General features: G+C 62.5%; 24 protein-coding genes. 16 read left to right on the forward strand and 8 right to left on the reverse strand.

Annotation, left to right across the window (positions count from 1 at the left end):
• Positions 1 to 11 precede the first annotated feature (11 nt).
• The 3 genes from O9X62_RS14205 to O9X62_RS14215 all read left to right on the forward strand — a co-directional run bounded on the left by O9X62_RS14205 (position 12) and on the right by O9X62_RS14215 (position 3,035).
• Complete coding sequence (locus O9X62_RS14205) at positions 12 to 389, forward strand: PilZ domain-containing protein (protein ID WP_269533581.1); 378 nt, start codon at positions 12 to 14, stop codon at positions 387 to 389.
• Complete coding sequence (gene nth, locus O9X62_RS14210; RefSeq protein ID WP_269533582.1) at positions 386 to 1,015, forward strand: endonuclease III; 630 nt, start codon at positions 386 to 388, stop codon at positions 1,013 to 1,015. Before O9X62_RS14205 ends, nth begins: the two co-directional genes overlap by 4 nt.
• Positions 1,016 to 1,130: 115 nt before the next feature.
• Complete coding sequence (locus O9X62_RS14215; protein ID WP_269533583.1) at positions 1,131 to 3,035, forward strand: potassium transporter Kup; 1,905 nt, start codon at positions 1,131 to 1,133, stop codon at positions 3,033 to 3,035.
• 123 nt (positions 3,036 to 3,158) lie between these two features.
• Here O9X62_RS14215 and tal read toward each other — a convergent pair whose 3' ends face one another.
• The 3 genes from tal to phoB all read right to left on the reverse strand — a co-directional run bounded on the left by tal (position 3,159) and on the right by phoB (position 6,392).
• Positions 3,159 to 4,247, reverse strand: a complete 1,089-nt coding sequence (gene tal, locus O9X62_RS14220; RefSeq protein ID WP_269533584.1) for a transaldolase — start codon at positions 4,245 to 4,247, stop codon at positions 3,159 to 3,161.
• A 98-nt stretch (positions 4,248 to 4,345) separates the two neighbouring features.
• Positions 4,346 to 5,656: a phosphate regulon sensor histidine kinase PhoR gene (phoR, locus tag O9X62_RS14225; RefSeq protein ID WP_269533585.1), complete on the reverse strand. Its 1,311-nt coding sequence runs from the start codon at positions 5,654 to 5,656 to the stop codon at positions 4,346 to 4,348.
• A 49-nt stretch (positions 5,657 to 5,705) separates the two neighbouring features.
• Positions 5,706 to 6,392, reverse strand: a complete 687-nt coding sequence (gene phoB, locus O9X62_RS14230; RefSeq protein WP_269533586.1) for a phosphate regulon transcriptional regulator PhoB — start codon at positions 6,390 to 6,392, stop codon at positions 5,706 to 5,708.
• 153 nt (positions 6,393 to 6,545) lie between these two features.
• On the opposite strand from phoB, the gene O9X62_RS14235 reads away from it, so the two are divergent.
• The 7 genes from O9X62_RS14235 to O9X62_RS14265 all read left to right on the forward strand — a co-directional run bounded on the left by O9X62_RS14235 (position 6,546) and on the right by O9X62_RS14265 (position 12,041).
• Entirely contained in the window at positions 6,546 to 6,920 is a 375-nt protein-coding gene (locus O9X62_RS14235; protein ID WP_269533746.1) for a DUF971 domain-containing protein, read from the forward strand.
• Positions 6,917 to 7,675, forward strand: coding sequence for a bifunctional demethylmenaquinone methyltransferase/2-methoxy-6-polyprenyl-1,4-benzoquinol methylase UbiE (gene ubiE / locus O9X62_RS14240; protein ID WP_269533587.1), 759 nt, complete (start codon positions 6,917 to 6,919; stop codon positions 7,673 to 7,675). The genes O9X62_RS14235 and ubiE overlap by 4 nt, the downstream gene beginning before the upstream one ends.
• The gene (locus O9X62_RS14245; protein WP_269533588.1) at positions 7,675 to 8,355 is read left to right on the forward strand and encodes a zf-TFIIB domain-containing protein; all 681 of its coding nucleotides are present in this window, start codon (positions 7,675 to 7,677) and stop codon (positions 8,353 to 8,355) included. Before ubiE ends, O9X62_RS14245 begins: the two co-directional genes overlap by 1 nt.
• 106 nt (positions 8,356 to 8,461) lie before the next feature.
• The gene (locus O9X62_RS14250; protein WP_269533589.1) at positions 8,462 to 9,079 is read left to right on the forward strand and encodes an NYN domain-containing protein; all 618 of its coding nucleotides are present in this window, start codon (positions 8,462 to 8,464) and stop codon (positions 9,077 to 9,079) included.
• A 202-nt stretch (positions 9,080 to 9,281) separates the two neighbouring features.
• Positions 9,282 to 9,845: an SCP2 domain-containing protein gene (locus O9X62_RS14255; protein ID WP_269533591.1), complete on the forward strand. Its 564-nt coding sequence runs from the start codon at positions 9,282 to 9,284 to the stop codon at positions 9,843 to 9,845.
• Positions 9,846 to 9,968: 123 nt separating this feature from the next.
• Positions 9,969 to 10,397, forward strand: coding sequence for an HIT family protein (locus O9X62_RS14260; RefSeq protein ID WP_269533593.1), 429 nt, complete (start codon positions 9,969 to 9,971; stop codon positions 10,395 to 10,397).
• A 9-nt stretch (positions 10,398 to 10,406) separates the two neighbouring features.
• Entirely contained in the window at positions 10,407 to 12,041 is a 1,635-nt protein-coding gene (locus tag O9X62_RS14265) for a hypothetical protein (RefSeq protein ID WP_269533595.1), read from the forward strand.
• A 12-nt stretch (positions 12,042 to 12,053) separates the two neighbouring features.
• Here the strand turns inward: O9X62_RS14265 and hda are convergent, their stop codons facing one another.
• Complete coding sequence (gene hda / locus O9X62_RS14270) at positions 12,054 to 12,737, reverse strand: DnaA regulatory inactivator Hda (RefSeq protein WP_269533596.1); 684 nt, start codon at positions 12,735 to 12,737, stop codon at positions 12,054 to 12,056.
• Positions 12,734 to 13,804, reverse strand: coding sequence for an AI-2E family transporter (locus O9X62_RS14275; RefSeq protein WP_269533597.1), 1,071 nt, complete (start codon positions 13,802 to 13,804; stop codon positions 12,734 to 12,736). Before O9X62_RS14275 ends, hda begins: the two co-directional genes overlap by 4 nt.
• A 152-nt stretch (positions 13,805 to 13,956) precedes the next feature.
• Here O9X62_RS14275 and purM point away from each other — a divergent pair, with 152 nt between their 5' ends.
• The 6 genes from purM (at position 13,957) to O9X62_RS14305 (ending at position 19,324) form a co-directional block, all read left to right on the forward strand.
• Positions 13,957 to 15,000 carry a phosphoribosylformylglycinamidine cyclo-ligase gene (purM, locus tag O9X62_RS14280; protein WP_269533598.1) on the forward strand — a complete coding sequence of 348 codons (1,044 nt, stop codon included), beginning with the start codon at positions 13,957 to 13,959 and terminating at the stop codon, positions 14,998 to 15,000.
• Between the two features lie 200 nt (positions 15,001 to 15,200).
• Positions 15,201 to 15,539: a nuclear transport factor 2 family protein gene (locus tag O9X62_RS14285; RefSeq protein WP_269533599.1), complete on the forward strand. Its 339-nt coding sequence runs from the start codon at positions 15,201 to 15,203 to the stop codon at positions 15,537 to 15,539.
• A gap of 28 nt (positions 15,540 to 15,567) precedes the next feature.
• Positions 15,568 to 16,164, forward strand: coding sequence for a phosphoribosylglycinamide formyltransferase (gene purN / locus O9X62_RS14290; protein ID WP_269533600.1), 597 nt, complete (start codon positions 15,568 to 15,570; stop codon positions 16,162 to 16,164).
• Between the two features lie 3 nt (positions 16,165 to 16,167).
• Complete coding sequence (locus O9X62_RS14295; protein ID WP_269533602.1) at positions 16,168 to 17,316, forward strand: DUF3108 domain-containing protein; 1,149 nt, start codon at positions 16,168 to 16,170, stop codon at positions 17,314 to 17,316.
• Between the two features lie 62 nt (positions 17,317 to 17,378).
• The gene (locus O9X62_RS14300; RefSeq protein ID WP_269533603.1) at positions 17,379 to 18,056 is read left to right on the forward strand and encodes a DUF3108 domain-containing protein; all 678 of its coding nucleotides are present in this window, start codon (positions 17,379 to 17,381) and stop codon (positions 18,054 to 18,056) included.
• Positions 18,057 to 18,058: 2 nt separating this feature from the next.
• Positions 18,059 to 19,324: an RsmB/NOP family class I SAM-dependent RNA methyltransferase gene (locus O9X62_RS14305; RefSeq protein ID WP_269533604.1), complete on the forward strand. Its 1,266-nt coding sequence runs from the start codon at positions 18,059 to 18,061 to the stop codon at positions 19,322 to 19,324.
• A gap of 115 nt (positions 19,325 to 19,439) precedes the next feature.
• Here the strand turns inward: O9X62_RS14305 and O9X62_RS14310 are convergent, their stop codons facing one another.
• The 3 genes from O9X62_RS14310 to O9X62_RS14320 form a co-directional block, all read right to left on the reverse strand.
• Positions 19,440 to 19,928 carry a ClpXP protease specificity-enhancing factor gene (locus O9X62_RS14310; protein WP_269533605.1) on the reverse strand — a complete coding sequence of 163 codons (489 nt, stop codon included), beginning with the start codon at positions 19,926 to 19,928 and terminating at the stop codon, positions 19,440 to 19,442.
• 100 nt (positions 19,929 to 20,028) lie between these two features.
• A complete protein-coding gene (locus O9X62_RS14315; RefSeq protein ID WP_269533606.1) occupies positions 20,029 to 20,634 on the reverse strand; it encodes a glutathione S-transferase N-terminal domain-containing protein in 606 nt (201 codons plus the stop codon).
• 153 nt (positions 20,635 to 20,787) lie between these two features.
• Positions 20,788 to 21,609, reverse strand: coding sequence for a cytochrome c1 (locus O9X62_RS14320; RefSeq protein WP_269533607.1), 822 nt, complete (start codon positions 21,607 to 21,609; stop codon positions 20,788 to 20,790).

The raw sequence follows: 21,609 nt of genomic DNA on the forward strand, positions 1-21,609 counted from the left end.
AGCCGTTTGCCATGAAACTCAACACCCGCCTGCATGGCCGCATCCGCTACCAGACCTGGGTGCGGGTGATCCCCAAGGCTGGCGCAGGCCTGCTCAGCCACATCGAGGACATCTCGACTGCCGGGCTGGGCTTGGAGCATGACCAGCCCATGGCCACCGATATCGAGTGCCATGTGTACTTCATGCTGCCGCTTTATGGCACCGAACACATCGTCCAGGCGCGCTGCCGGATTGCCGGTTGCCGGCCAACCGAAACACCGGGGCGCTACCATCTGGGACTGGCCTTCATCGACTTTGTATCCGATCCACGCGCCACATCCGAACTGATCGACGCCTTTGTCGATCACCTCAACGCCACCCAGTCCGACCCACCTGCCCAGGCATCATGAACCCCGCCTCCCGCCGCCTTTTTTTTGAACGCCTGCGCGAGGGTAACTCCGCGCCCCGTACCGAACTCGACTACAGCACCCCGTTCGAGCTGCTGGTGGCGGTCGTGCTGTCGGCACAAGCGACCGATGTGGGCGTCAACAAAGCCACGGCACGGCTGTTCCCGGTAGCCAACACCCCCGCCGCGATCCATGCGCTGGGCCAGGCCGGGCTGGAGGAGTACATCAAGACCATCGGCCTGTATCGCAGCAAGGCCAAGCATGTGATTGAACTATGCCGCATGCTGATGGAGCTGCACGATGGCGAGGTGCCGCAAACGCGCGAGGCGCTCGAAGCACTGCCCGGCGTCGGGCGCAAAACCGCCAATGTGGTGCTCAACACCGCGTTCGGCCAGCCCACTATCGCCGTGGATACGCATATCTTCCGTGTCGCCAATCGCACCGGGTTGGCGCCGGGCAAGGATGTGCGTGCTGTCGAGGACAAACTGCTCAAGGTTGTGCCCGCCGAATTCCGTCTCGATGCACACCACTGGCTGATCCTGCATGGCCGCTATGTGTGTAAGGCGCGCAAGCCCGACTGCGGCCACTGTGTGGTGCGTGACTTATGCGACTTCAAAGGCAAGGATTGAGACAGGCTGTGGTGTAGATTGCACCATTTGGCAGCGAACTTATATTGCGGTGCACCATAATGATTCGGCAAGCCTATAATCCGCCGCCACCCCGTTCTGGTTTTCAGGAAGCGTCATGAGCGCCCAACACAGCCAGCAAGACCCCAAAAAAATCGCAGGCCTTACCCTGGCCGCACTCGGCGTCGTTTATGGCGACATCGGTACCAGTCCGCTGTATGCGTTTGCCGAATGCTTCAGCCCGCACCACGGTCTGACACCCACGCCCGCCAATGTACTGGGCATCCTGTCGCTGATCACCTGGGCCCTGCTCTTCGTCATCAGCTTCAAATACGTGCTGTTCATGCTGCGCGCCGATAACAACGGTGAGGGCGGCATCCTTGCGCTGATGGCACTGGCCCTGCGCAACAGTCAGCGCAAGCGCGGCCAGTTCTCGATCTTCATCCTGCTGGGCATTGCCGGCGCGGCACTGTTCTATGGCGACGGAGTGCTGACCCCCGCGGTGTCGGTGCTCTCCGCGGTGGAGGGCCTCAAGGTGCTCGATCCGGCCTTCGAGCGCTTCGTGCTGCCGCTGACCGTCATCATCATCATCGGGCTATTTGCGGTGCAGCGGCACGGCACTGGCGGCGTGGGCAAGTTCTTCGGCCCCATTGTCGTGCTGTGGTTCCTCAGCCTCGCCGTGCTCGGCATCGGCGGCATCCTGCGTGATCCGACCGTACTCAAGGCGCTGTCGCCCGTGTATGCCTATGAATTCTTTGCCGCCCAGCCCATGCTGGCCTTCCTGTCGCTGGGTGCGGTGGTGCTGGTGGTCACCGGCGGTGAAGCCATCTATGCCGACATGGGCCACTTCGGCCGCCTGCCGATCCAGATCGGCTGGTTCGGCCTGGTGCTGCCAGGCTTGCTACTCAATTACTATGGTCAGGGCGCGCTGGTGCTGCACGATCATGCCAACGTCAGCCAGGCTTTCTTCCTTCTGGCGCCCAAGGTGCTGGTGCTGCCACTGGTGATCCTGGCTACCGCCGCCACCGCGATTGCTTCGCAGGCCCTGATCTCGGGCGTGTTCTCGATCACGCGCCAGGCGATCCAGCTCGGTTACATGCCGCGCATGGAGATCGACCACACCTCCGAGCGCGAAATCGGCCAGATCTACATTCCTTTCGTAAACTGGGCCCTGTGCATCGCCGTGCTGCTGCTGGTCTTCAGCTTCAAGACCTCGGCCGCCATCCTGCCGGCTTACGGCTTTGCCATCTGCGGCATCATGATCATGACCACCGCTACCGCGTTCGTGGCGCTCAAGCAGCCCAATAACCCCGGCCGCACCCGTCTGATCCGAGGCTTGCTGGTCTGCTTCATCATCGTGGATATCGCCCTGCTGGCGGCCAATGTGCCCAAGATCCCCACGGGCGGCTGGTTCCCGCTGGCGATCGGCCTGATCATGCTGGGCATGATGTTCACCTGGAAGCGCGGCCGCCGGCAGCTGTTCCATCGCATCCATGATGGCGAACTGCCGCTGGAGCTGTTCGTGCAAAGCATCGAGGCCAACCCGCCGCATCGCGTCGAGGGCACGGCGATCTTCATGACCGGCAGCGCCAACACCACGCCGCATGCCTTGCTGCACAACCTCAAGCACAACAAGGTCTTGCACGAGCAGGTGGTGTTCCTCACCATCAGCGCCACCGACATCCCGCGTGTGCCCGACAAACAGAAACTCAAGGTCACGCGTCTGAGCCCCTCGTTCTGGCAGATCGAGGCCACCTACGGTTTCGTTGAGGAACCCTCGGTACCCGAGATCCTCGCCGCCGCCGAGCGCGACCATGGTCTCGTTTGCGACGAGATGACCACCTCGTACTTCCTCTCGCGCGAGACCATCATCTGCGGCGCCCGCACGGCGGAGCGCGACGATATGTCCTGGGCGCAGATCAAGGTGTTCACCTGGATGCAGCGCAACGCCCAGCGTCCGACCGACTTCTTCAAGATTCCCGCCAACCGGGTGGTGGAGATGGGGACGCAGGTCGAGATGTAAGCCCCGTGCATCAGCAGACGCAAAAAAGCCGGATCACATGATCCGGCTTTTTGTTTGGCCGCGGCGTTGTTTTCGTAGCCGCAGGGTGGAATTAGTGCAGCCCATTGCACCCCGCGGTGTCGCTCAAGCCAGCAAGGCCAGCAGCTTGTCGAATGCCTCATCGAACAGCTTCAGGCCATCGACCTGCAGCTGCACCGCCACGGCATCCATATCGATACCCGCATCCGCCAATGCCTTCAGCGTAGCTTCGGCCTCCGCCACGCCCACGCTCAGGCTGGCCGACGCCTTGCCGTGGTCACGGAAGGCCGCCAGTGTGGCATCGGGCAGCGTGTTGACCGTATCGGGGCCGATCAGGTTGTCCACGTACAGGGTATCGGGGTAGGCCGGGTTCTTGGTGCCCGTACTGGCCCACAGCAGGCGCTGGATATTCGCACCGGCGGCGCGTAGATCGGCGCATTCGGCGCTGTTCCAGCGGGCCATCCAGCGTGCATACGCCACCTTCACCATAGCCAGTGCGGCCTTGCCCTTGAGTGCGACGGCCGCGCCGCCCAGCGCATCGAGCTTGCCGTCGATCAGCGTATCCACGCGCGACAGGAACAGGCTGGCGACCGAGCGTACATGGCGCACATCACCGCCGGCCGCAAGGCGCTGGCGCAGGCCGGCCACATAGGCATCGAACACCGCATCGCAATCGCGCTGGCCGAACATCAGGGTGACGTTGACGTTGATGCCCGCGGCGATGGCGGCGGTAAAGGCCGGCAGGCTCTCGGCGGTGGCGGGAATCTTGATCATGGCATTGGGGCGCTGGATCGCGGCCCACAGGCGCTTGGCAGCGGCTTCGGTACCGGCGCCATCGCGTGCCAGATAGGGCGAGACTTCGAGGCTGACATAGCCATCGAGCCCGTTCGACTCGCGATACACGCTGGCAAACAGATCACAGGCACCCTGTACATCGGGCACAGCCAGGGCTTCGAAGCGCTGTTCGGCGCTCAGGCTCTGGGCCTTGAGGGCGGCCAGATCGTCGGCATAGCCGGCGCCGGCGGAAATCGATTTCTGGAAGATGGCCGGGTTGGAGGTCACGCCCGAGAGGCCGTCCTCGGCGATCAGCTTTTGCAGCGGGCCGGCCAGCAGCTCACGCGAGAGGTTATCCAGCCAGAGGCGCTGGCCAAATGTCTTGGCGAGAACGAGCGGGTTCGTGGCGGGCGTGGTCATGGTGCGTTTCCTGATTCGAGCGGGCAAAGAAACGCATGGTAGGCGAGCCCGACAGGCCGGGCAACGCTCGTAGTCGGACGATGCCGACTACACCCGGACTACACACCCAAACCTGCGTCTTCGGTGCTCAGCAGACGGTTTGCCGGGAAGCGGATTGCAAAGCAGCTGCCCTTGCCCATCTCGCTGCTGATCTCCAGTCTGGCCTGATGGCGCTGGGCAATATGCTTGACGATGGCAAGGCCGAGGCCCGTGCCGCCGGTCGCCCGCGAGCGGCCACGATCCACGCGGTAGAAACGCTCGGTCAGACGGGGAATATGCTGCGCTTCGATACCGATGCCGGTGTCCTTGACCGCAAAGCTGGCCACGCCGTCTTCCACCTTCCAGAGGATGCGAATCTCGCCTTGATCCGGCGTGTAGCGCACGGCATTGCTGACCAGATTGCCGAAAGCACTGTGCAGTTCGTCGTAGTTGCCGCGCAGCGCGGCATCGGAACCCAGCTCCAGCCGGAACGTGTGGCGCCCCTTGGACAAACCCTCGGCCTCGGTCACCAGCAGACGGGCCAGTGCCGGCACATCCACGCGCGCATCGCGGCCTTCGGCCCCATTCTCCAGTCGCGACAGGGTCAGCAGGTCTTCGACGAGCCGCTGCATGCGGCTGGTCTGCTCGAACATCATCGTCAATTGCGACTGGCGCGTCTGCGCGTCCATATCGGGCATGTCGAGCAAGGTTTCGAGAAAGCCCCCCACCACCGTGAGCGGCGTGCGCAACTCGTGCGAGACATTGGCGACAAAATCGCGGTGCACGGTCTGCACCCGTTCAAGCTGGGTGATATCGCGCGTCAGCAGTAGCTTGCGCGTGCTGTCGAAAGGGACCAGCTGCACGCTGAGCACCACATCGCCACCGTGAATATCCCGCAGCACCACAGGCTGGCTGTAATCCTGGGCGGTCAGGTAACGCTGGAAGGCGGGCACCCGCACCAGGTAAGCAATGTGCTGGCCGATATCCTTGGCGCGATCCAGTCCCAGATGCGCCATCGAGCGCGGGTTGCACCATTCGATGCGGTCATTGGTATCGAGCACCACCACGCCCTCGGGCATGGCTTCGCCGGCTGCGACAAAGCGATCCAGCGCGGCCGTGAGCATGCGCTGGCTCTTGCCCTGTGCACGGACCATCTTGTAAAGGCGGCGGTAGGCGGCCTCCCAGGCCCCGCTGCTCTCGGGCACGGTATCCGGGGACGGGTCGTTGAGCCACTTGCCCAAACGGTTCAGATTGCTCAGATGGAAGACAAGCAGGCCACCCATGGCCAGCACCATCAACCACAGGCTGCCCACCGTCCCCAGCAGGGGTTGCAGGATCAGCGCCAGCAGCGCAAAGGCAAACAGCAGCAGGGCAGTACGCCACCAGAACATGAACACTCTCGTCTCGATCGAATCAATCAGCAGCCAGATCCATGGCTGCTTACAGTGCAGACAGGCGATAGCCCGTACCGCGTACGGTCTGGATCAGCGCGTCGTGGCCCGTGGCTTCGAGCGCCGAGCGCAAGCGGCGGATGTGCACATCCACCGTGCGCTCTTCCACGAAGACATGATCGCCCCACACATGATCCAGCAGCTGCGCCCGCGAGTGTACGCGCTCGGGGTGGGTCATGAAAAAGTGCAGCAGGCGGAATTCCGTCGGCCCCAGGTCGATGCCAGCACCGTTACCCGATACGCGGTGCGTACCCGGATCCAGCGCGAGGCCTTTGACCTCGACCACATCGTCCGTCATCTGCGGTGCGCGGCGGCGCAGCACAGCCTTGATGCGGGCCTGCAGTTCGCGCGGGCTGAACGGTTTGGTGATGTAGTCATCCGCGCCGGTTTCCAGGCCCTGGATCTTGTCGGTTTCTTCCGAACGCGCCGTCAGCATGATCACCGGAATCTGCCGGGTACGTTCATCGGCGCGGATCTTCTTGGCAAACTCGATGCCGCTCATGCCCGGCAGCATCCAGTCGAGCAAGATCAGATCGGGCAGGGCATTGCGCACGATGGACAAACCGACTTCGGCCGAGTCAGCACGCAGCACATGATGGCCGGCTTGCTGGAGATTGAAGGCGATCAGTTCCTGGATCGCGGGCTCGTCTTCAACGAGAAGGATATTGGCAGGCATAAGTCGCTCGGTCCCTTGGGGTTTTCCGTCAAATTTGTTGCGAGCTTAAGTACTGTACGTGACTGAAATATTACAAGTCCGCAAATCATCCGTGCCGACCATCCGTGCGCCCGCCAAGGTATCATTGCGTCTTTGACTGACAGCCCCGCACACATGGCCGGCCTGCGCCCCGATAGCCCCCTGCCCACCGAGCTGATCCTGCACGCTCAAAGCCGCGTGCTGGAAGTGCATTTCGATGATGGCGCGCAATTCCGGCTGCCTTGCGAATACCTGCGCGTGTTCAGCCCGTCTGCCGAAGTCCGCGGCCATGGCGGCGGGCCGCTGCAACTGGTGCCGGGCAAGCTGGCCGTCAATATCCGGGCCATCGAACCCGTCGGCCACTATGCGGTCAAGCTGGTATTCGACGACGGTCACGACAGCGGCCTGTACGGCTGGGATACCTTGTACGAGCTGGGCCGCGATCAGGCCGTCAACTGGCAGGACTACCTTAACCGCCTGGCCGCCGCCGGCCTGACGAGAGAAGCATGAGCGAACAATCCTCCCGCGCAAGCGATGCACAGACCCATTTCGGCTACCAGACCGTTGCCGAATCGCAAAAAGCCCAGAAAGTGGCCGAGGTGTTCCACTCGGTCGCACGCAAATACGATGTGATGAACGATGTCATGTCAGGCGGTCTGCACCGGCTGTGGAAAATCTTCACCATTGCCCAGAGCGGCGTGCGCGAAGGTAGCCGTGTGCTCGATATTGCCGGCGGCACAGGCGACCTCTCGCTGGCTTTCCTCAAGCGTGTGGGCAAGACCGGCCAGGTCTGGCTCACCGATATCAACAGCTCCATGCTCACCGTGGGCCGCGACCGTCTGGTCGATGCCGGCTTCCTGAACCCGGTCGCGCAGTGCGATGCCGAGAAACTGCCCTTCCCGAGCAACTACTTCGATTGCATCACCGTCGCCTTCGGCCTGCGCAACATGACGCACAAGGATGCCGCACTGGCCGAGATGCTGCGGGTACTCAAGCCGGGTGGCCGCCTGCTGGTGCTCGAATTCTCCAAGGTCGCCAAGCCGCTGGCCCCGGTTTATGACTTTTACTCGTTCAAGCTGCTGCCCAAGATGGGCGAACTGATCGCGCAGGATGCCGCCAGCTACCAGTATCTGGCCGAATCGATCCGCATGCATCCGGGCCAGGAAGAGCTGGCGCAGATGATGCGTGACGTGGGCTTTGCCAAGGTGGATTTCCACAATCTCACCGCTGGCGTGGTCGCCCTGCACAAGGGCTTCAAAGTCTGATGGCAGCAGCTTGCCCGCAATGCCATGGCGAGATGCAGGTCGCCCATTACGCCAGCAAGTACGGCGGCCAGATCGAACTCGACTTCTGCTTTGCATGCCGGCATATCTGGTTCGATCAGCATGAGAGCGTCACGCTGGCACCAGCGGCGATTGTCGATCTGTTTGAAGTCTTGCATGAGCACGCCAACGACACCCTGACACCGCACGCTACCGCCGCGCCGGGCTGCGTGCGCTGCAAGAAGCCGATGCGGCACGTACATGATCAGGTCAAGGCCACGCGCTTTGTCTACCATCGCTGCGAGGACCACGGCCGGCTGATCGGTTTTTGGCAGTTCCTGCGCGAGAAACAGTTTGTCCGCGATCTGACCGCCGCACAACGCGGCACATTGGCTGCAACCATCAAACAGTTCCGCTGCCAAAGCTGTGGCGGCGGCGTGGATGTGGCGCGAGACAGCGCCTGCAGCTACTGCGGCACACCGCTGGCGGTGCTCGACCCCGACGCCGTCAAGGCGGCTTTGGCGCATTATCGTCGCCCAGCTGCCGCCACCAGTACGCCAGTGCCCCCGCCGCGTCACCACGGCAAACCGGCCGCGCAGGAAACCTCTTCGCTGCACGGCGCCGTTGATCTGACCGAGCTGGTTGTCGATGGGCTCGGATTGATACTGCGTTTGCTCGATTGAATCTATCGCGCAGGACACGCTCTGATTTTGCGGTACACGACCCGGAGGCAGGAACAGGGTCGACAATAATAAGATAATTTAAATGATTGATATTTAAGGAATAACCATGAGCATCGGATTGTTCATCGATGGCGCATACGCTTACAAGGCGTTCGGCCGCGAAAAGATCAACTACCTCGAACTACGCAAACTGATCGAGGAAGACCTTGCTGACACGGTGGATGAGGGCTACTTCTTCAACGCCGATGACAATCAGGCCATGTCATCCAAACTGCATAACGCGCTCTCCTTTCCCTACCCCAAGGGGCCAGGCCTGCGGGTAAAGAATTACTGGGTGCAGAAAAAGCAGCTTTACTGGCCCAATCATCTTGGTGGCGGCCCGGTAACGCACCCCGAACAACCGCATATCAACTACGAGATCACCACGCAAAAAGCCGTGGATGTGGGCCTCGTCTATCACATGACCCGCTCCTTCCATAAGCGCAAATGGAGCAAACTGGTGCTGTTTGCCGGTGATGGCGATTTCCACGAGCCCGTGCAGAATCTGGTCGAATACGAAAACGTCGACCTATACCTGATAGGCTCACTCAACAGCATTGCCGATGTGCTGCGCCCGTATGCCCGACGCATCATCGAAGTGGACGCCGAACCGGTCAAAAGCCGTCTGCGCCTGGTGGATCGGTGGCGTGAAGGCGAGCGCTATAACGAAGAGCAGCCGGTCTGAGATACTGTTTCAAACACAAGCGAGCGCGCGCCGATCAGTACGGCGCAGGCATCAGCCGGCACGTGCACAGCGACACCCGCCTGATGGACTCCCCCGCCGCCGCGGGGGCGCTTGCGGGGCAGTGGTGCTGGCGACCGCTTACCCCGAGAAAGGCAGCGCCAACTCGCTGCCATCGATTTCCATCTGCCTTGGTCAACATGACATGATCCGCCTCGCCATCTTCAATCATCTGCTGGCCCAGCGTGCCGACCTACGCGGCGAATTGGCCGGACAGGCGGGCAAGGTTGTGTTGCTGCGCATCGCGCCGCTACAGCTGGGCTTCATGATCGAAGCCGATGGCAGCGTGATCAGCAGCCATTTGCCCCCCGATGCCAGCATCGACATCCCGCCCTCGCTGCTGCCCCGGCTGGCGCTGCACGATCCGGCGGCCGAGCGCGGCATGCAGATCAGCGGCGACATGCTGCTGGCGGCCAGCGTCGGCCGGGTGCTGCAGGCACTCGACTGGGATGCCGAGGCCGATCTGGCGCGATTGATCGGCGATATCCCGGCACACCGGCTGGCCAGCATGGCACGCGATCTGATCGGTGACCCGCGCCAGATCGCCCGCAACCTCGCTGAAACCAGTGCCGAATACCTGCAGGAAGAAGCCCGCTTGCTGGCCACCGGCCCAGCCGTGGCAAAGTTCATTGCCGATGTCGACCGACTGCGTGACGATACCGCGCGGCTCGACAAACGGTTGCAACAGCTCGAAGCGCGCCAGCGTTAAGGCCATGGGTCAGCGCCAGGGTACCCGTCGTCTGAAAGCGACCGTCATCGCTTGAGTTCGGCTGGGCATCGTCGCAGAATGCCAATGTACTAATTCCAATGACATGAAAACGGGTAGAGGATCATGAGCGCGGACACTTGTCCCTTGTGCAACAGTCATGGCGGCGAGCTGGTCTGGCAATCGGCCCTTTACCGCGTGGTCCTCGTTGACGATGCCGCCTATCCAGGCTTTTGCCGCGTGATTCTCAACCGCCACGCTGCCGAGATGACAGATCTGCCCGCCGCAGAGCGCGACACGCTGATGCAAGCGGTGTGGACCGTGGAATCCGTGCTGCGCGATGCCGTACACCCCGACAAGATCAATCTCGCCAGCCTGGGTAATGTCGTGCCGCACCTGCACTGGCATGTGATACCGCGCTGGCATGACGACGCTCACTTCCCCTCACCCATCTGGGCGACCACCCAGCGCGACAGCCCCCCCCGCAACGTGGATCTCACGGCACTCAAGGCCAGCCTGGCCTCGCGCCTGCTGTTGCTGGAATCGATGAAATAGGGATACCCCATGCACGCGCTTGATTTACCCACCATTGATGCAAGCCTGCCCTTGGCCTTTGCTGATGCCCGCGGCTTCAAGGACTGGCTCAAGCTGGTGCCGATGATCAACGTCCGTCAGGCACACGCCGAAATCCTCGATGTGCTCAACCGCCTGAACCAGAACCCGGTCCTGCCCATCGAGCGCCTGAAAATGCTGGAGCTGCTGCGCGAACCGGTGATGTTGCTGCAGGAGGAGAATGCCAAGCGCTATACCGGCAAGGCTTTGCCCCTTAGCGATGCAGAAAACGTCATCTGGAAGGCGAATGTCCAGCTGTGGCGCGAGATGAGCATGGGCTATCGCCATTGCTGGCGCGCTGCCATGCAGGATGATGTCTCCGTGGCTGACCATAAGGCCCTGACCGGCCAACGTGCCCTGCGTTACGCCGCGCTGGCGATTCGCGAACATCACCAGGCTTATCGCACGGTGCCGACAGCACGCTGGAATGATCTGTTCGGTCTTTACAAGCTCGCGGTCGATGCCGGCCACGCGAACAAGGTGGTCAAGGACAGCCTCAACCGCCACTCCGAACTCTCCACCGGACAAAGCTGCTTTGTGCAGGCGCTGCTCCTGGCTGCGGCCAACCCGAGTGCCATGACGGTGCGCCAGCTCGCTTGGGCTGATCGCTTGCTTGACCGCTGGGCCAACCGCGCCAACGTGACGGAGACGCCACCCGAGCGGCTGGAGGGCGGGCTGCTGGCGGTGGATCTGGCCAACCCCGGCCCGCTGCGTCGATACGACGCCGCGCAGGAGGGCGAAGGCTGGCGCTATCTGGAGATCGACTCGGTCGCCAAAAGCCTGAAAAAGCGCATCAAATACCTGCGTGCCGGTGAATCCCCTGCCAAATTGGGGCTGGGTGAGGAATATGCCGCGGCCACGGCGGAGCAATATCTGGCCAGTCTCTATCAGGAGTGGTGCGAACCCCAGGTGGAACGCGGCATGCCCCGTCACATGATGCGCGACGAAACGCACCATGCCGAAGTCGGCCTTGGCCTGGCAGGTGCGCATCTGGGCGTGGCCGGCGAGCATTTTGCCGAGCCCGCCGAGCACGCAGAAGTGCGCGGCCGCGCCATTGCCGACTTCCAGTTGTTTGGCGGCCAAGCCCAGCACCTGCTGAACCCCAACCAGCCAAAGGCTGCGGAGGGTGGCGCCAAGCTGGAGCAATGGCGGGTACTGAATGAAAGTGCGCTGGGCTTCCGGCTCGAACGGGGGGAATCAGGTGGGCGGCTGACGCATAGCCAGCTGGTGGCCGTACAGCCCCGTGCCGGCCAACCCTTCATGGTAGGCACGGTACGCTGGCTGCATGAGCTCGATACCGGGGGCATCGATATGGGCATACGCGCCCTGCCCGGCATTCCCCGCGCCATCGCCGTCCGGGCAACCGGGCTGAACACCTTCTCGAACCGTTTCACCCAGGCGCTGGCACTGCCTGCCATGCCCGCACTCAAGGCCAATGCCAGCTTGCTGTTGCCGCCAACCTGGTTCAAGCCGGGGCGTATCGTTGAAGTCTATGTTGATGGCCAGATCAAGCGGGCGCGACTGGATGAGCTGCTGGAACGCGGCGCCGATTTCGAACGGGTGGCGTATCAGGGCGATCTGTTCTGAACAGCGGTCGGCTTAGTTACCAGCCTCTGCGTCGCGGAGGAAATCCCGCACCAGTGGCAAAGTCAGCGGCCGCTGCGCCGCCAGCGCCGCTCGGTCGAGTGCATCAAGCAGGCTGACCAAGCCGCCGATATCGCGGCGCTGGTGACTGACCAGCCAGCGGCAGACCGATTCGTCCACCTCACACCCGCGGGCGCGGGCGCGGTGTCGTAACAGGGCGGCCTTGTCTTCATCTGCCGGTTCGGCAATTTCGAATACCAGCCCCCAACCCAGGCGCGTGCGCAGGTCATCGCGCAATGGCATATGCGCCGGTGCCTGCTGCCCGGCCGTAACGATTGCAAAACCGCACTCACGCTGGGCGTTGATCAGACCGAACAGGGCAATCTGACCTGCCGGATCGAGCGCATCGACATGATCCACGGCCAGGAGCGCGTGACCATGGGCCGATTCCCCCGGCGCCACCGTACGCGCATCCAGATACAGGGCGTCGAGGCCCGCATCGCCGGCGCGAGCCACGGTAGCGCGCAGCAGATGCGATTTGCCCGCACCGGCCTGCCCCCACAAGTAAACGCATGATTCGGGCGACTCGCCATCTGCCAGCGCCTTGAGCGCCAGAAACGCCTCCAGATTGGGGCCGATCAGGAAATCATCGAAGCCCGTCGGGTCGGGTAATTGCAGGTCGAGCGGCAGCTGCTTCATTTGCGGTACAGCGTGCTCGCCATGTAATAGCTGCGGACATGGCGCAAACCCACCAGCAATACCGCCGCCAGCGGCAAGGCCAGCAGGATGCCGACGAAACCGAACAGCTGGCCGAACGCCATCAGGGCAAAAATCACCGCCACCGGATGCAGGCCGATGCGCTCGCCCACCAGCTTGGGGGTAACCACAAACCCCTCGATCAACTGGCCGAGCAGGAACACACCCCAAACCGGCACCAAACCCAGCAGCGACTGGAACTGCAAGGCAGCCGCCAGGGTAGCCAGCAACGCCCCGACGATCAGGCCCAGATAGGGAACAAACACCAGCAGACCGGCAATCACACCGATCGGCAGGGCCGACTGCAAGCCGGCCAGCCACAATGCGGCGCTGTAGAACATCGACATGATCAGCATGACTGCCACCTGCCCGCGCAGGAATTCGCCCAGCACGGCATCCACCTCGCCGGCCAGTTCGTGGAACTTGGCATGCCAGCGGCGTGGCAGCAGGTCGTCCGCATCGCGCAGCAGTTGCGGCCAGTCGCGCAGGAAATAAAACAGCACAACAGGAATCAGCACCAGATTGGCAAACAGCCCGACCAGCGCGAGGCTGCCCGTGGTGATCGACGGCAGCATGGCCCGCAGCAACTGTCCGGCCTCACTGGTGTGGGCGGCCAGCCAGGCCTTGATGCTGTCGAGATCCAGCGCGGCATCCACCCCAAGGCGCTGTTGCAGCCAAGGGGCCAGCGTCTCGCGCGCCCAGACCAGTGCCTGGGGCAGGTAGCCGTACAGTTCGCTGAGCTGGCGAACGAACAGCGGCACGATCACCAGCACCAGCGCTACCAACAGCAGCAGGCCGACCACCATGACCATACTGACCGCGAGCGCACGGGAAATCCCGCGCCCGGACAGCCTGTCCACCAGCGGGGCCAGGATGTAAGCGAGCACGCCTGCCGTCAGGAAGGGTGCCAATACCGGGGCGAGCAGATAGAGGACGACAGCGACCACCGCAGCGATAGCCACAGGGGCGTAACGGGCGAGCAGGGAACGGGAGCGGCGGGCGGGTCTCATTTGAAGTAAAATGCGCGTCAATTCCGGTGCTTAGCAGAAGGCGGAGCCACGCAGGCCTACGCCAGACCATATTGCGCCGCATTGTAACCGCACTACCGGCGCCACCGTGCCGGTTTCGCTTGAATCCGCCCCACCGTTTCCCGAGACTCGCCATGAGCCAAGACAAGCCCAGCCTTTCCTACCGCGATGCCGGTGTCGATATCGACGCAGGCGATCAGTTGGTCGAGAACATCAAACCCTTTGCCAAGCGCACGATGCGCCCCGAGGTCCTCAGCGGCATTGGCGGCTTTGGCGGCCTGGTCGAGATCAGCAAGAAATACAAGGAGCCGGTACTGGTATCGGGCACCGATGGTGTGGGCACCAAACTCAAGCTCGCGTTCGAGTTGAACCGTCACGACACAGTGGGCGTCGATCTGGTCGCCATGAGCGTCAACGACATCCTCGTACAAGGCGCCGAGCCGCTGTTCTTCCTCGATTACTTCGCCTGCGGCAAGCTCGATGTCACCAGCGCCACCGAAGTCATCAAGGGCATTGCCAGCGGCTGCGAGCAAAGCGGCTGCGCGCTGATCGGCGGCGAAACCGCCGAAATGCCGGGCATGTACCCGGCTGGCGAGTACGATCTGGCCGGCTTTGCGGTGGGCGTGGTCGAGAAGAGCAAGATCATCACCGGTGAAACCATCCGGCCCGGTGATGTGGTGCTCGGTCTGGCGTCCAACGGCGCGCACTCGAACGGCTACTCGCTGGTCCGCAAGATCCTGCATCTGACCGAAGCCGACTACAACGCGCCCTTCGACAACGGCCGCACCCTGGCTGATGTGGTGATGGCCCCGACACGCCTTTACGTCAAGCCCATCCTCAAGCTGATGGAAAAGCTGACCGTGAAAGGCATGGCCCACATCACTGGCGGCGGCATCACCGAAAACGTACCGCGCGTGCTGCCGGCCAATGTAGTGGCGCAAATTGACGCCAAGAGCTGGCAAATGCCCAAGCTGTTCCAGTGGCTGCAAGTCCAGGGCAATGTCGCGCAGCAGGAGATGTATCGCACCTTCAATTGCGGTATCGGCATGGTGGTGATTGTCGCTGCCGAGCACGCTGACGATGCCGAGATGCTGCTGGCTGGCGAAGGTGAAACCGTTTACCGCATCGGCACCGTGCGTGCCCGTAACGGCGACGAGCATCAGACGCAAGTCGCTTGATCGCCTCGCAAGCCTATTGAATGGCAGATGGCGGACGAGGTCGCAAGACGCCCGGGAAACCCGGGCGCTTGCAGGCAGTGGCAAATCAACCAGCTGCTCGTCCTGTTTGATCCCACTCTCGCCGCCACCACCGCAAGGGAGCCTCGCATACGCTCGAACCGTTGCGAAGCGATGCCTAACCCACAGAGCCGATGCGCACCATGACCCTCAGCGAACGCTGCCTGCACTACCTGGACCGCTACGCCCATAAGGATCTGGCCGCGCTCGATAGCCTGTTTGCCGACGACATCACCTTGCGCGACTGGAAGATCGCCGTGCAGGGCAAGGCGGCGGCGCTGGACGAGAGCCGCAAGAACTTTGCCGCTGCCGAGCAGATCACCATCACACCGCTGGCTATGCATGAGGCAGGCGACACCGTCGCTGCAGAGCTGCACATCGTGGTGAATGGCACGGAGCAGCTGTACGTGGTCGATATCCTCCGCTTCAATGCCGCAGGCCAAATTACCGCCATTCGCGCCTACCTTGGCCGAGGCGATTGAGCCGGCAACCCAGACAGACTTAGCCGACATGAAAAACATCGTCATCCTGATTTCCGGCCGTGGCTCGAATATGCAAGCCATTGTCGATGCCGGCATCCCCGGTGCGCGCATCGCTGCTGTCATCAGCAACCGTCCTGCTGCGGCCGGGCTGGCCTGGGCCGCCGAGCGTGGCATTGCCACGGTCGCACTCGATCACAAGCAGTACCCGAGCCGCGAGGCGTTTGACGAGGCACTGGCGCACGCCATCGATGCCCACGCGGCCGATCTGGTCGTGCTGGCCGGCTTCATGCGCATCCTCACGCCAGCCTTCACCCAGCGCTACGAGGGCCGGATGCTCAATATCCATCCCTCCCTGCTGCCGGCGTTTCCCGGTCTGTACACGCACCAACGCGCCATCGAGTCCGGTTGCAAGCTGGCGGGTTGCACCGTGCACTTTGTGACCGCCGAACTCGACCATGGCCCCATCGTGTCGCAAGCCGCGGTACCCATTCTCGATGACGATACCGAGGACACCGTCTCGGCCCGCGTGCTGCTCGAGGAACACAAGCTTTATCCAGCCGCGGTACGCGCCTTTGTTGAAGGCCGCCTGCAGATCGACGGCCTGCGGGTTCGCGAGCAGCGCTGAATCATGCGGGCCTGGCTGGCGCCACGCTGCTTGATTGCGCTGCTGGTTTCGCTGCTCGTGCACTTGATCGGCATGTTCGGCGAGACCGCCTGGCACTACCTGATGCACGCGGCCGATAGCAGCGAACCCATAGTGCGCAAGACCGGGCGCACTCTGCAGCGCCAGCAACTGGCCAACGAGCGCAGCGCCCTGCCCAGCCATCCCGTGGACGAATTCATCGTGCAGCTGGGTCGCGCCGACCTTATCCCGGCAGCGCCACCTGCCGCCATGCCCCCTCCTGCCGTGCCGGCAGCCCCGCCGCCCAGAGACCAGCCGGCACCGTCACCCAAGCCGACAGCGCAAGCCCGCACAGAGCCGGCGCCGGCGCTACCTGCCGTGCCCGTCGCCTTGGCCACGCCCGAGCTACCCGCCCTGCCCACAAGCGTCGTCGCCGATACCCAGGCCCCGCCACCCACAGGCAGTGCGCGAGCCGTACCGCCGCCACCTGCACCGCCAGCGCCGGTCATCGGCCCGTTTCCCCGCAAGATCGAAATCGCTTACATGGTGAAGGGTCTGGTCGTGGCAGAGCATCGCTGGCAGGCCGAACAGGGTCGCTATCAGATCGACACGCGCGGTAGCCTGCTTGGCAACTCCTTCGCCATGCACAGCGAGGGCGAAATCGGGGCCGCGGGCCTCAAGCCCCTGCGCTTCGTCGGCTACCGCGACGACAAGCCCGAACCGCGCTATGCCGTGGAATTCGACTGGGCTGCGGGCCTGGTCACGGTAGGTGAGCCCGCCAAGCGCAAGACCCTGCCCTTGCTTGCCGGTGCGCAAGATGTTTTTTCCGCTGCCTACCAATTTGCCCTGCTGGGTGAGCAGCAACCACGTCTGGACCTGCAGGTGATTACCGGTCGCAACGCCTATCAGGTCACCTTCTCGCTGCGGGGCGAGGCGGAGCTGGTGCTATCGGGACGCAAGATCACCACGCTCGTCATGGCCGGCGCGTATGAGCAGCGCCAGTTTGCGTTCTTTCTGGCGCCGGAATGGCACAACCTGCCGGTACGTATCCGCTATCAGGACGGCGAGACGGTGCATGAATTGATGGCGGTGGATATCCGCATTGATGGCAAGACCGTACTTGAACGCAGCAAGCCAGCGAAACGCGAGCGATAATTCAGCCTTGGGTCAGGCAGCACAGGCGATCCTGTCGCGTGCCCTTTTTTGAAAGACCTTTCATGCCCCTACTTCGCTTGATTGCCTTGCTCTGCGTGTTGCTGGTTGCGCCCGTCCGCGCGGATACCCTGCCAGCGCAGGCGCGCATCGTCTATTCCGCCAAGCTGTCCGGACTGACCGTGGGCGAAGCGGTACAATCGTGGCGCGTCAGCGAGGGGCGTTACCGCCTTACCACCGAGCTCAACCCCATCATCGGCCCGCGTATCCGCTACGAGAGCCAGGGGCTGCTTACCGATGCCGGGCTCAAGCCGCAGGACTACGCCGAGTACCGGAATCGTGACGAAACCCCTCGCCATCTGGCGCGATTCGAGTGGGCACGCAAGCTGGTGGTGCAGGGCGCGCCCGACCGATTGCAACAACACAAGCTCGATACCGGCGCGCAGGAGCTCAATGCCCTGCCATTTCATCTGGCTTTTCTCGGTGCGGCACGCACGGCCCATGTGCAGGTCGCCACAGGCCGCAAGTTGCGCAACGATCGCTTCACCCAGGCCGGCATGCAGACAGTCAGCCTGAAAGGTCAGCAAGTCGATGCGCGCGTATGGCGCAGCGAATCCGGTGACGACCGTACCGAATTCTGGCTGGCCCCCGGCCATGCCAACCTGCCGGTCCGCATTCTTCGCCAGGATGACAAGGGCGAACTGCAACTGATCGCGCAGACCATCGAGTTTCAACAGGAGTAAGCATGTCATCCATCAAGCCCGAACTGTTCGCGGCGTCCCTGACCGCCCTGCGTGCGGCCATTTCTTTCAGCGCCCCGGCGGATGCCGTGTTGTCGCGCTTCTTCCGCGAAAATCCGAACCTGGGCAGCCACGATCGCCAATTCGTGGCCGAGGCGGTGTTCGGGGTGCTGCGCAAGAAACGCCTGCTTGATCGCGTCTGTGCCCCCGATAGCAATCCACGCCGCCTCCTGCTGGCCTGGCTGGCCCGTTCGGGGCGCAATCTGCGTGAGTTCGAGGCGGTGGTCACACGCGACGACGAGCGCGCGTTTGTCGGCTCGGTCAAAGGCTTTTCGCTCGATCAGCTCAGCCTCGCGGAGCGCGCCGAGCTGCCGGACTGGGTGGCTGACGAGCTGCAGGCCGCCGGCATGCCAGACGCCGACATCGTGACCCTGGGGCAGTCGCTCTCGCAAGCTGCGCCGCTGGACCTGCGTGTGAACGTGGGCAAGATGAAACGGGAATCCGTGCAGGTGGAGCTGGCAGCTCATGGCATCCATGCCGAGCCCACGCCGTACTCTCCTTTCGGGTTACGCGCGCAAGGCAAGCCGGCGGTGAATCGTCTGGGGCTGTTTACGGCCGGCGCTATTGAGGTCCAGGACGAAGGCAGCCAGCTGCTGGGTTTGCTGGTTGGCCCCAAGCGCGGCGAGATGGTGGCCGATTTCTGTGCCGGCGCGGGCGGCAAGACACTGTTGCTGGGGATGTTGATGGCCTCCACCGGCAGGCTCTATGCATTTGACGTTGCCGAAAAGCGTCTTGCCAACCTCAAACCCAGACTGGCCCGCTCGGGGCTGTCGAACGTGCAGCCACAGCGGATCGAAAGCGAGAACGACAGCCGGATCAAGCGGCTGGCTGGCAAGCTCGACCGCGTACTTGTTGACGCGCCTTGCTCGGGCATGGGCACGCTGCGCCGCAACCCGGATCTCAAATTCCGCCAGAGTGCGCAGTCCGTGGATGAGCTTAATGCCAAGCAGGCATCAATCCTCGCCTCGGCGGCACGCATGGTGAAAGTGGGTGGCAGGCTGGTCTACGCCACCTGTTCGATCCTGCCGCGCGAGAATCAGGGCATTGTGGACGCCTTCTTGCAGGCCCATCCCGGCTTTGCGCTGGTGCCCGCCAACGAGGTGCTCGCCGAGCAGAAAATCGGGCTGGATACGGGTCCGTATTTGCAGCTGAACCCGGCCGCACACGGCTGCGATGGCTTCTTCGCCGCAGTGCTGACCCGTGTCGCCTGAGTCAGCGATGACCAAGCCGGCGCCTCAGCGTCGGCCGCCTGCACCCTGAGTGCAAGGGCCAACAAAAAAGGCACGGTAGTGACCGTGCCCTTTTTTGTCGGCTTCACGCTGCCGCCTACTTCACTACACGCAAATGACCACGCCCCGCCGGTGGTGCGGGCGGTGGCGTATCGTCGGGCTCGGTGTCATCACCGCTAGCCACATCAGGCTCACTAGCCGACAGGGCCTCAGGGGCCGCACTCACCGGGCGCAGCGAAGAGACACGCTCGCTTTCTTCCGTACCCTCTTCCGCGAACTCGGGCTCCCAAGCCATGCCCTCGCCGGTTTCGCGTGCAAACAGCGACACCACAGCACCAATCGGCACCACGATGTCCCGAGAGACGCCATTGAAGCGAGCCGAAAAGTGCACGAAGTCATCGCCAAGCTGCAGATTGCGCGTCGCGTTGTAACTCACGTTGAGCGTGATCTCGCCATTCTTCACGAACTCCATCGGCACCTGCAGCTTGCCACGCACGGCCACCACCAAGTAGGGCGTATAGCCGTGATCCGAGCACCACTCGTGTATGGCGCGCATCAGGTAGGGCTTGATCGGTGTGGGTTTCATGCAGTTCGCGGTCGGAGGAATGATTGGGAATGGCGGCAGCAGGCTGGCGGCGAAGGGCAAGGCAGAGTGCCTTGCCCTTCACTACGCATTACGCATCATCTTACTTGCGCATGGCCTTTTCGTTCGGCGTCATCGAATCGATGAACGCCTGACGACCAAAGAGACGCTCTGCATACTTGAGCAGAGGTGCCATCGGCTTGGACACTTCCACACCGTAGTGCTCCAGACGCCAGAGCAAGGGGGCAATCGCCACATCCAGCATCGAGAACTCATCACCCAGCATGAACTTCTGCTTGGTGAAGATCACGGCAATCTGGCCGAGATTGTCACGGATGGTGGCGCGCGCCTTCTCCAGATCTTTCTTGCTGGAGGTACCGCTTTCCAGCGTCTTCACATGCACGAACAGTTCGCGCTCGAAGTTGAACAGCATCAGGCGGGCGCGGCCACGCATGATCGGATCGGCGGGCATCAGTTGTGGATGCGGGAAACGCTCGTCGATGTATTCATTGATGATGTTCGACTCGTACAGGCAGAGGTCGCGTTCGACCAGCACAGGCACTTCGTTATACGGATTCATCACCGCGAGATCTTCGGGCTTGTTGTGGATATCCACGTCCACAATCTGGAAATCCATGCCCTTTTCAAACAGGACAATACGGCAGCGGTGGCTGAAAGGGCACGAGGTGCCGGAGTAGAGCGTCATCATAAGCAGGGTATCTCCATCGACTGCGGGATTCGTAACGGGAGGATTTTACCAGTTTGCCTATGGCAAAATCCAAACTAATTGCATAACTCAATGATTTAAAAAAGAAAAACGGGAGGACTCGCCTCCCGTTTTCTGAGTACTTTAGCGACAATATCAGTGGATATCGCGCCAGTACTCTTTCTTGAGCAGGTAGCTGATCGGGATCAGCACGAACAGCAGGAACAGCAGCACGCCGTAACCCACGCGCTCACGCGTCACCTGTGCCGGCTCACCCATCCACACCAGGTAGTTGGTCAGGTCAGTCATCTGGTTGTCGTAGTCCAGCGTGTTGGCATTGCCATCGCTGAGCAACTGGGTGGCCTTGCCACTGCTGGTCAGCACCAGTTGATGCGTGGTGACCTTGTCCTTGCCATCCACATGCTCGACCACTTCCCAGGAACGTGTGACCGCACCATTGGCAGGGGCCTTGCCGTCAACCACGCGCAACTGTTGTTCGCCTTGCAGCTCCCACAGTACGTGCGGCATGCCGACCTTGTCGAACACCACATTGTTCCAGCCCGTGGGGCGGCTCTCGTCGCGGTAGAAGCCGCGCAGATAGGTGTACAGCCAGTCTGCGCCGCGCGAACGGGCAATCACGGTCAGGTCAGGAGGCGTCGCGCCGAACCACACCTTGCCGTCCTTGGCGGTCATGGAGACACGCATGGTGTCGCCCACTTTTTCACCGGCGAGCATCAGGTTGTCCTTGATCTGCTGTTCGGACAGGCCCAGATCCATCAGGCGGTTGTAACGCATGGAGGCCGCGCCGTGACACGACAGGCAGTAGTTCACGAAGAGCTTGGCGCCCCGTTGCAGCGATTCGGCGTTCTGCACGTCGATCGGTGCATGGTCGAGCGCCACGCCGCCGCCCGCTGCCTGAGCAGTCATCGGGAACAGCAGTGCGCACGCGGCAAGCAGCTGAGCAATCTTGTTTTTCAT

The organism is Chitinimonas sp. BJYL2, assembly GCF_027257935.1.
GTDB lineage: Bacteria > Pseudomonadota > Gammaproteobacteria > Burkholderiales > Chitinimonadaceae > Chitinimonas.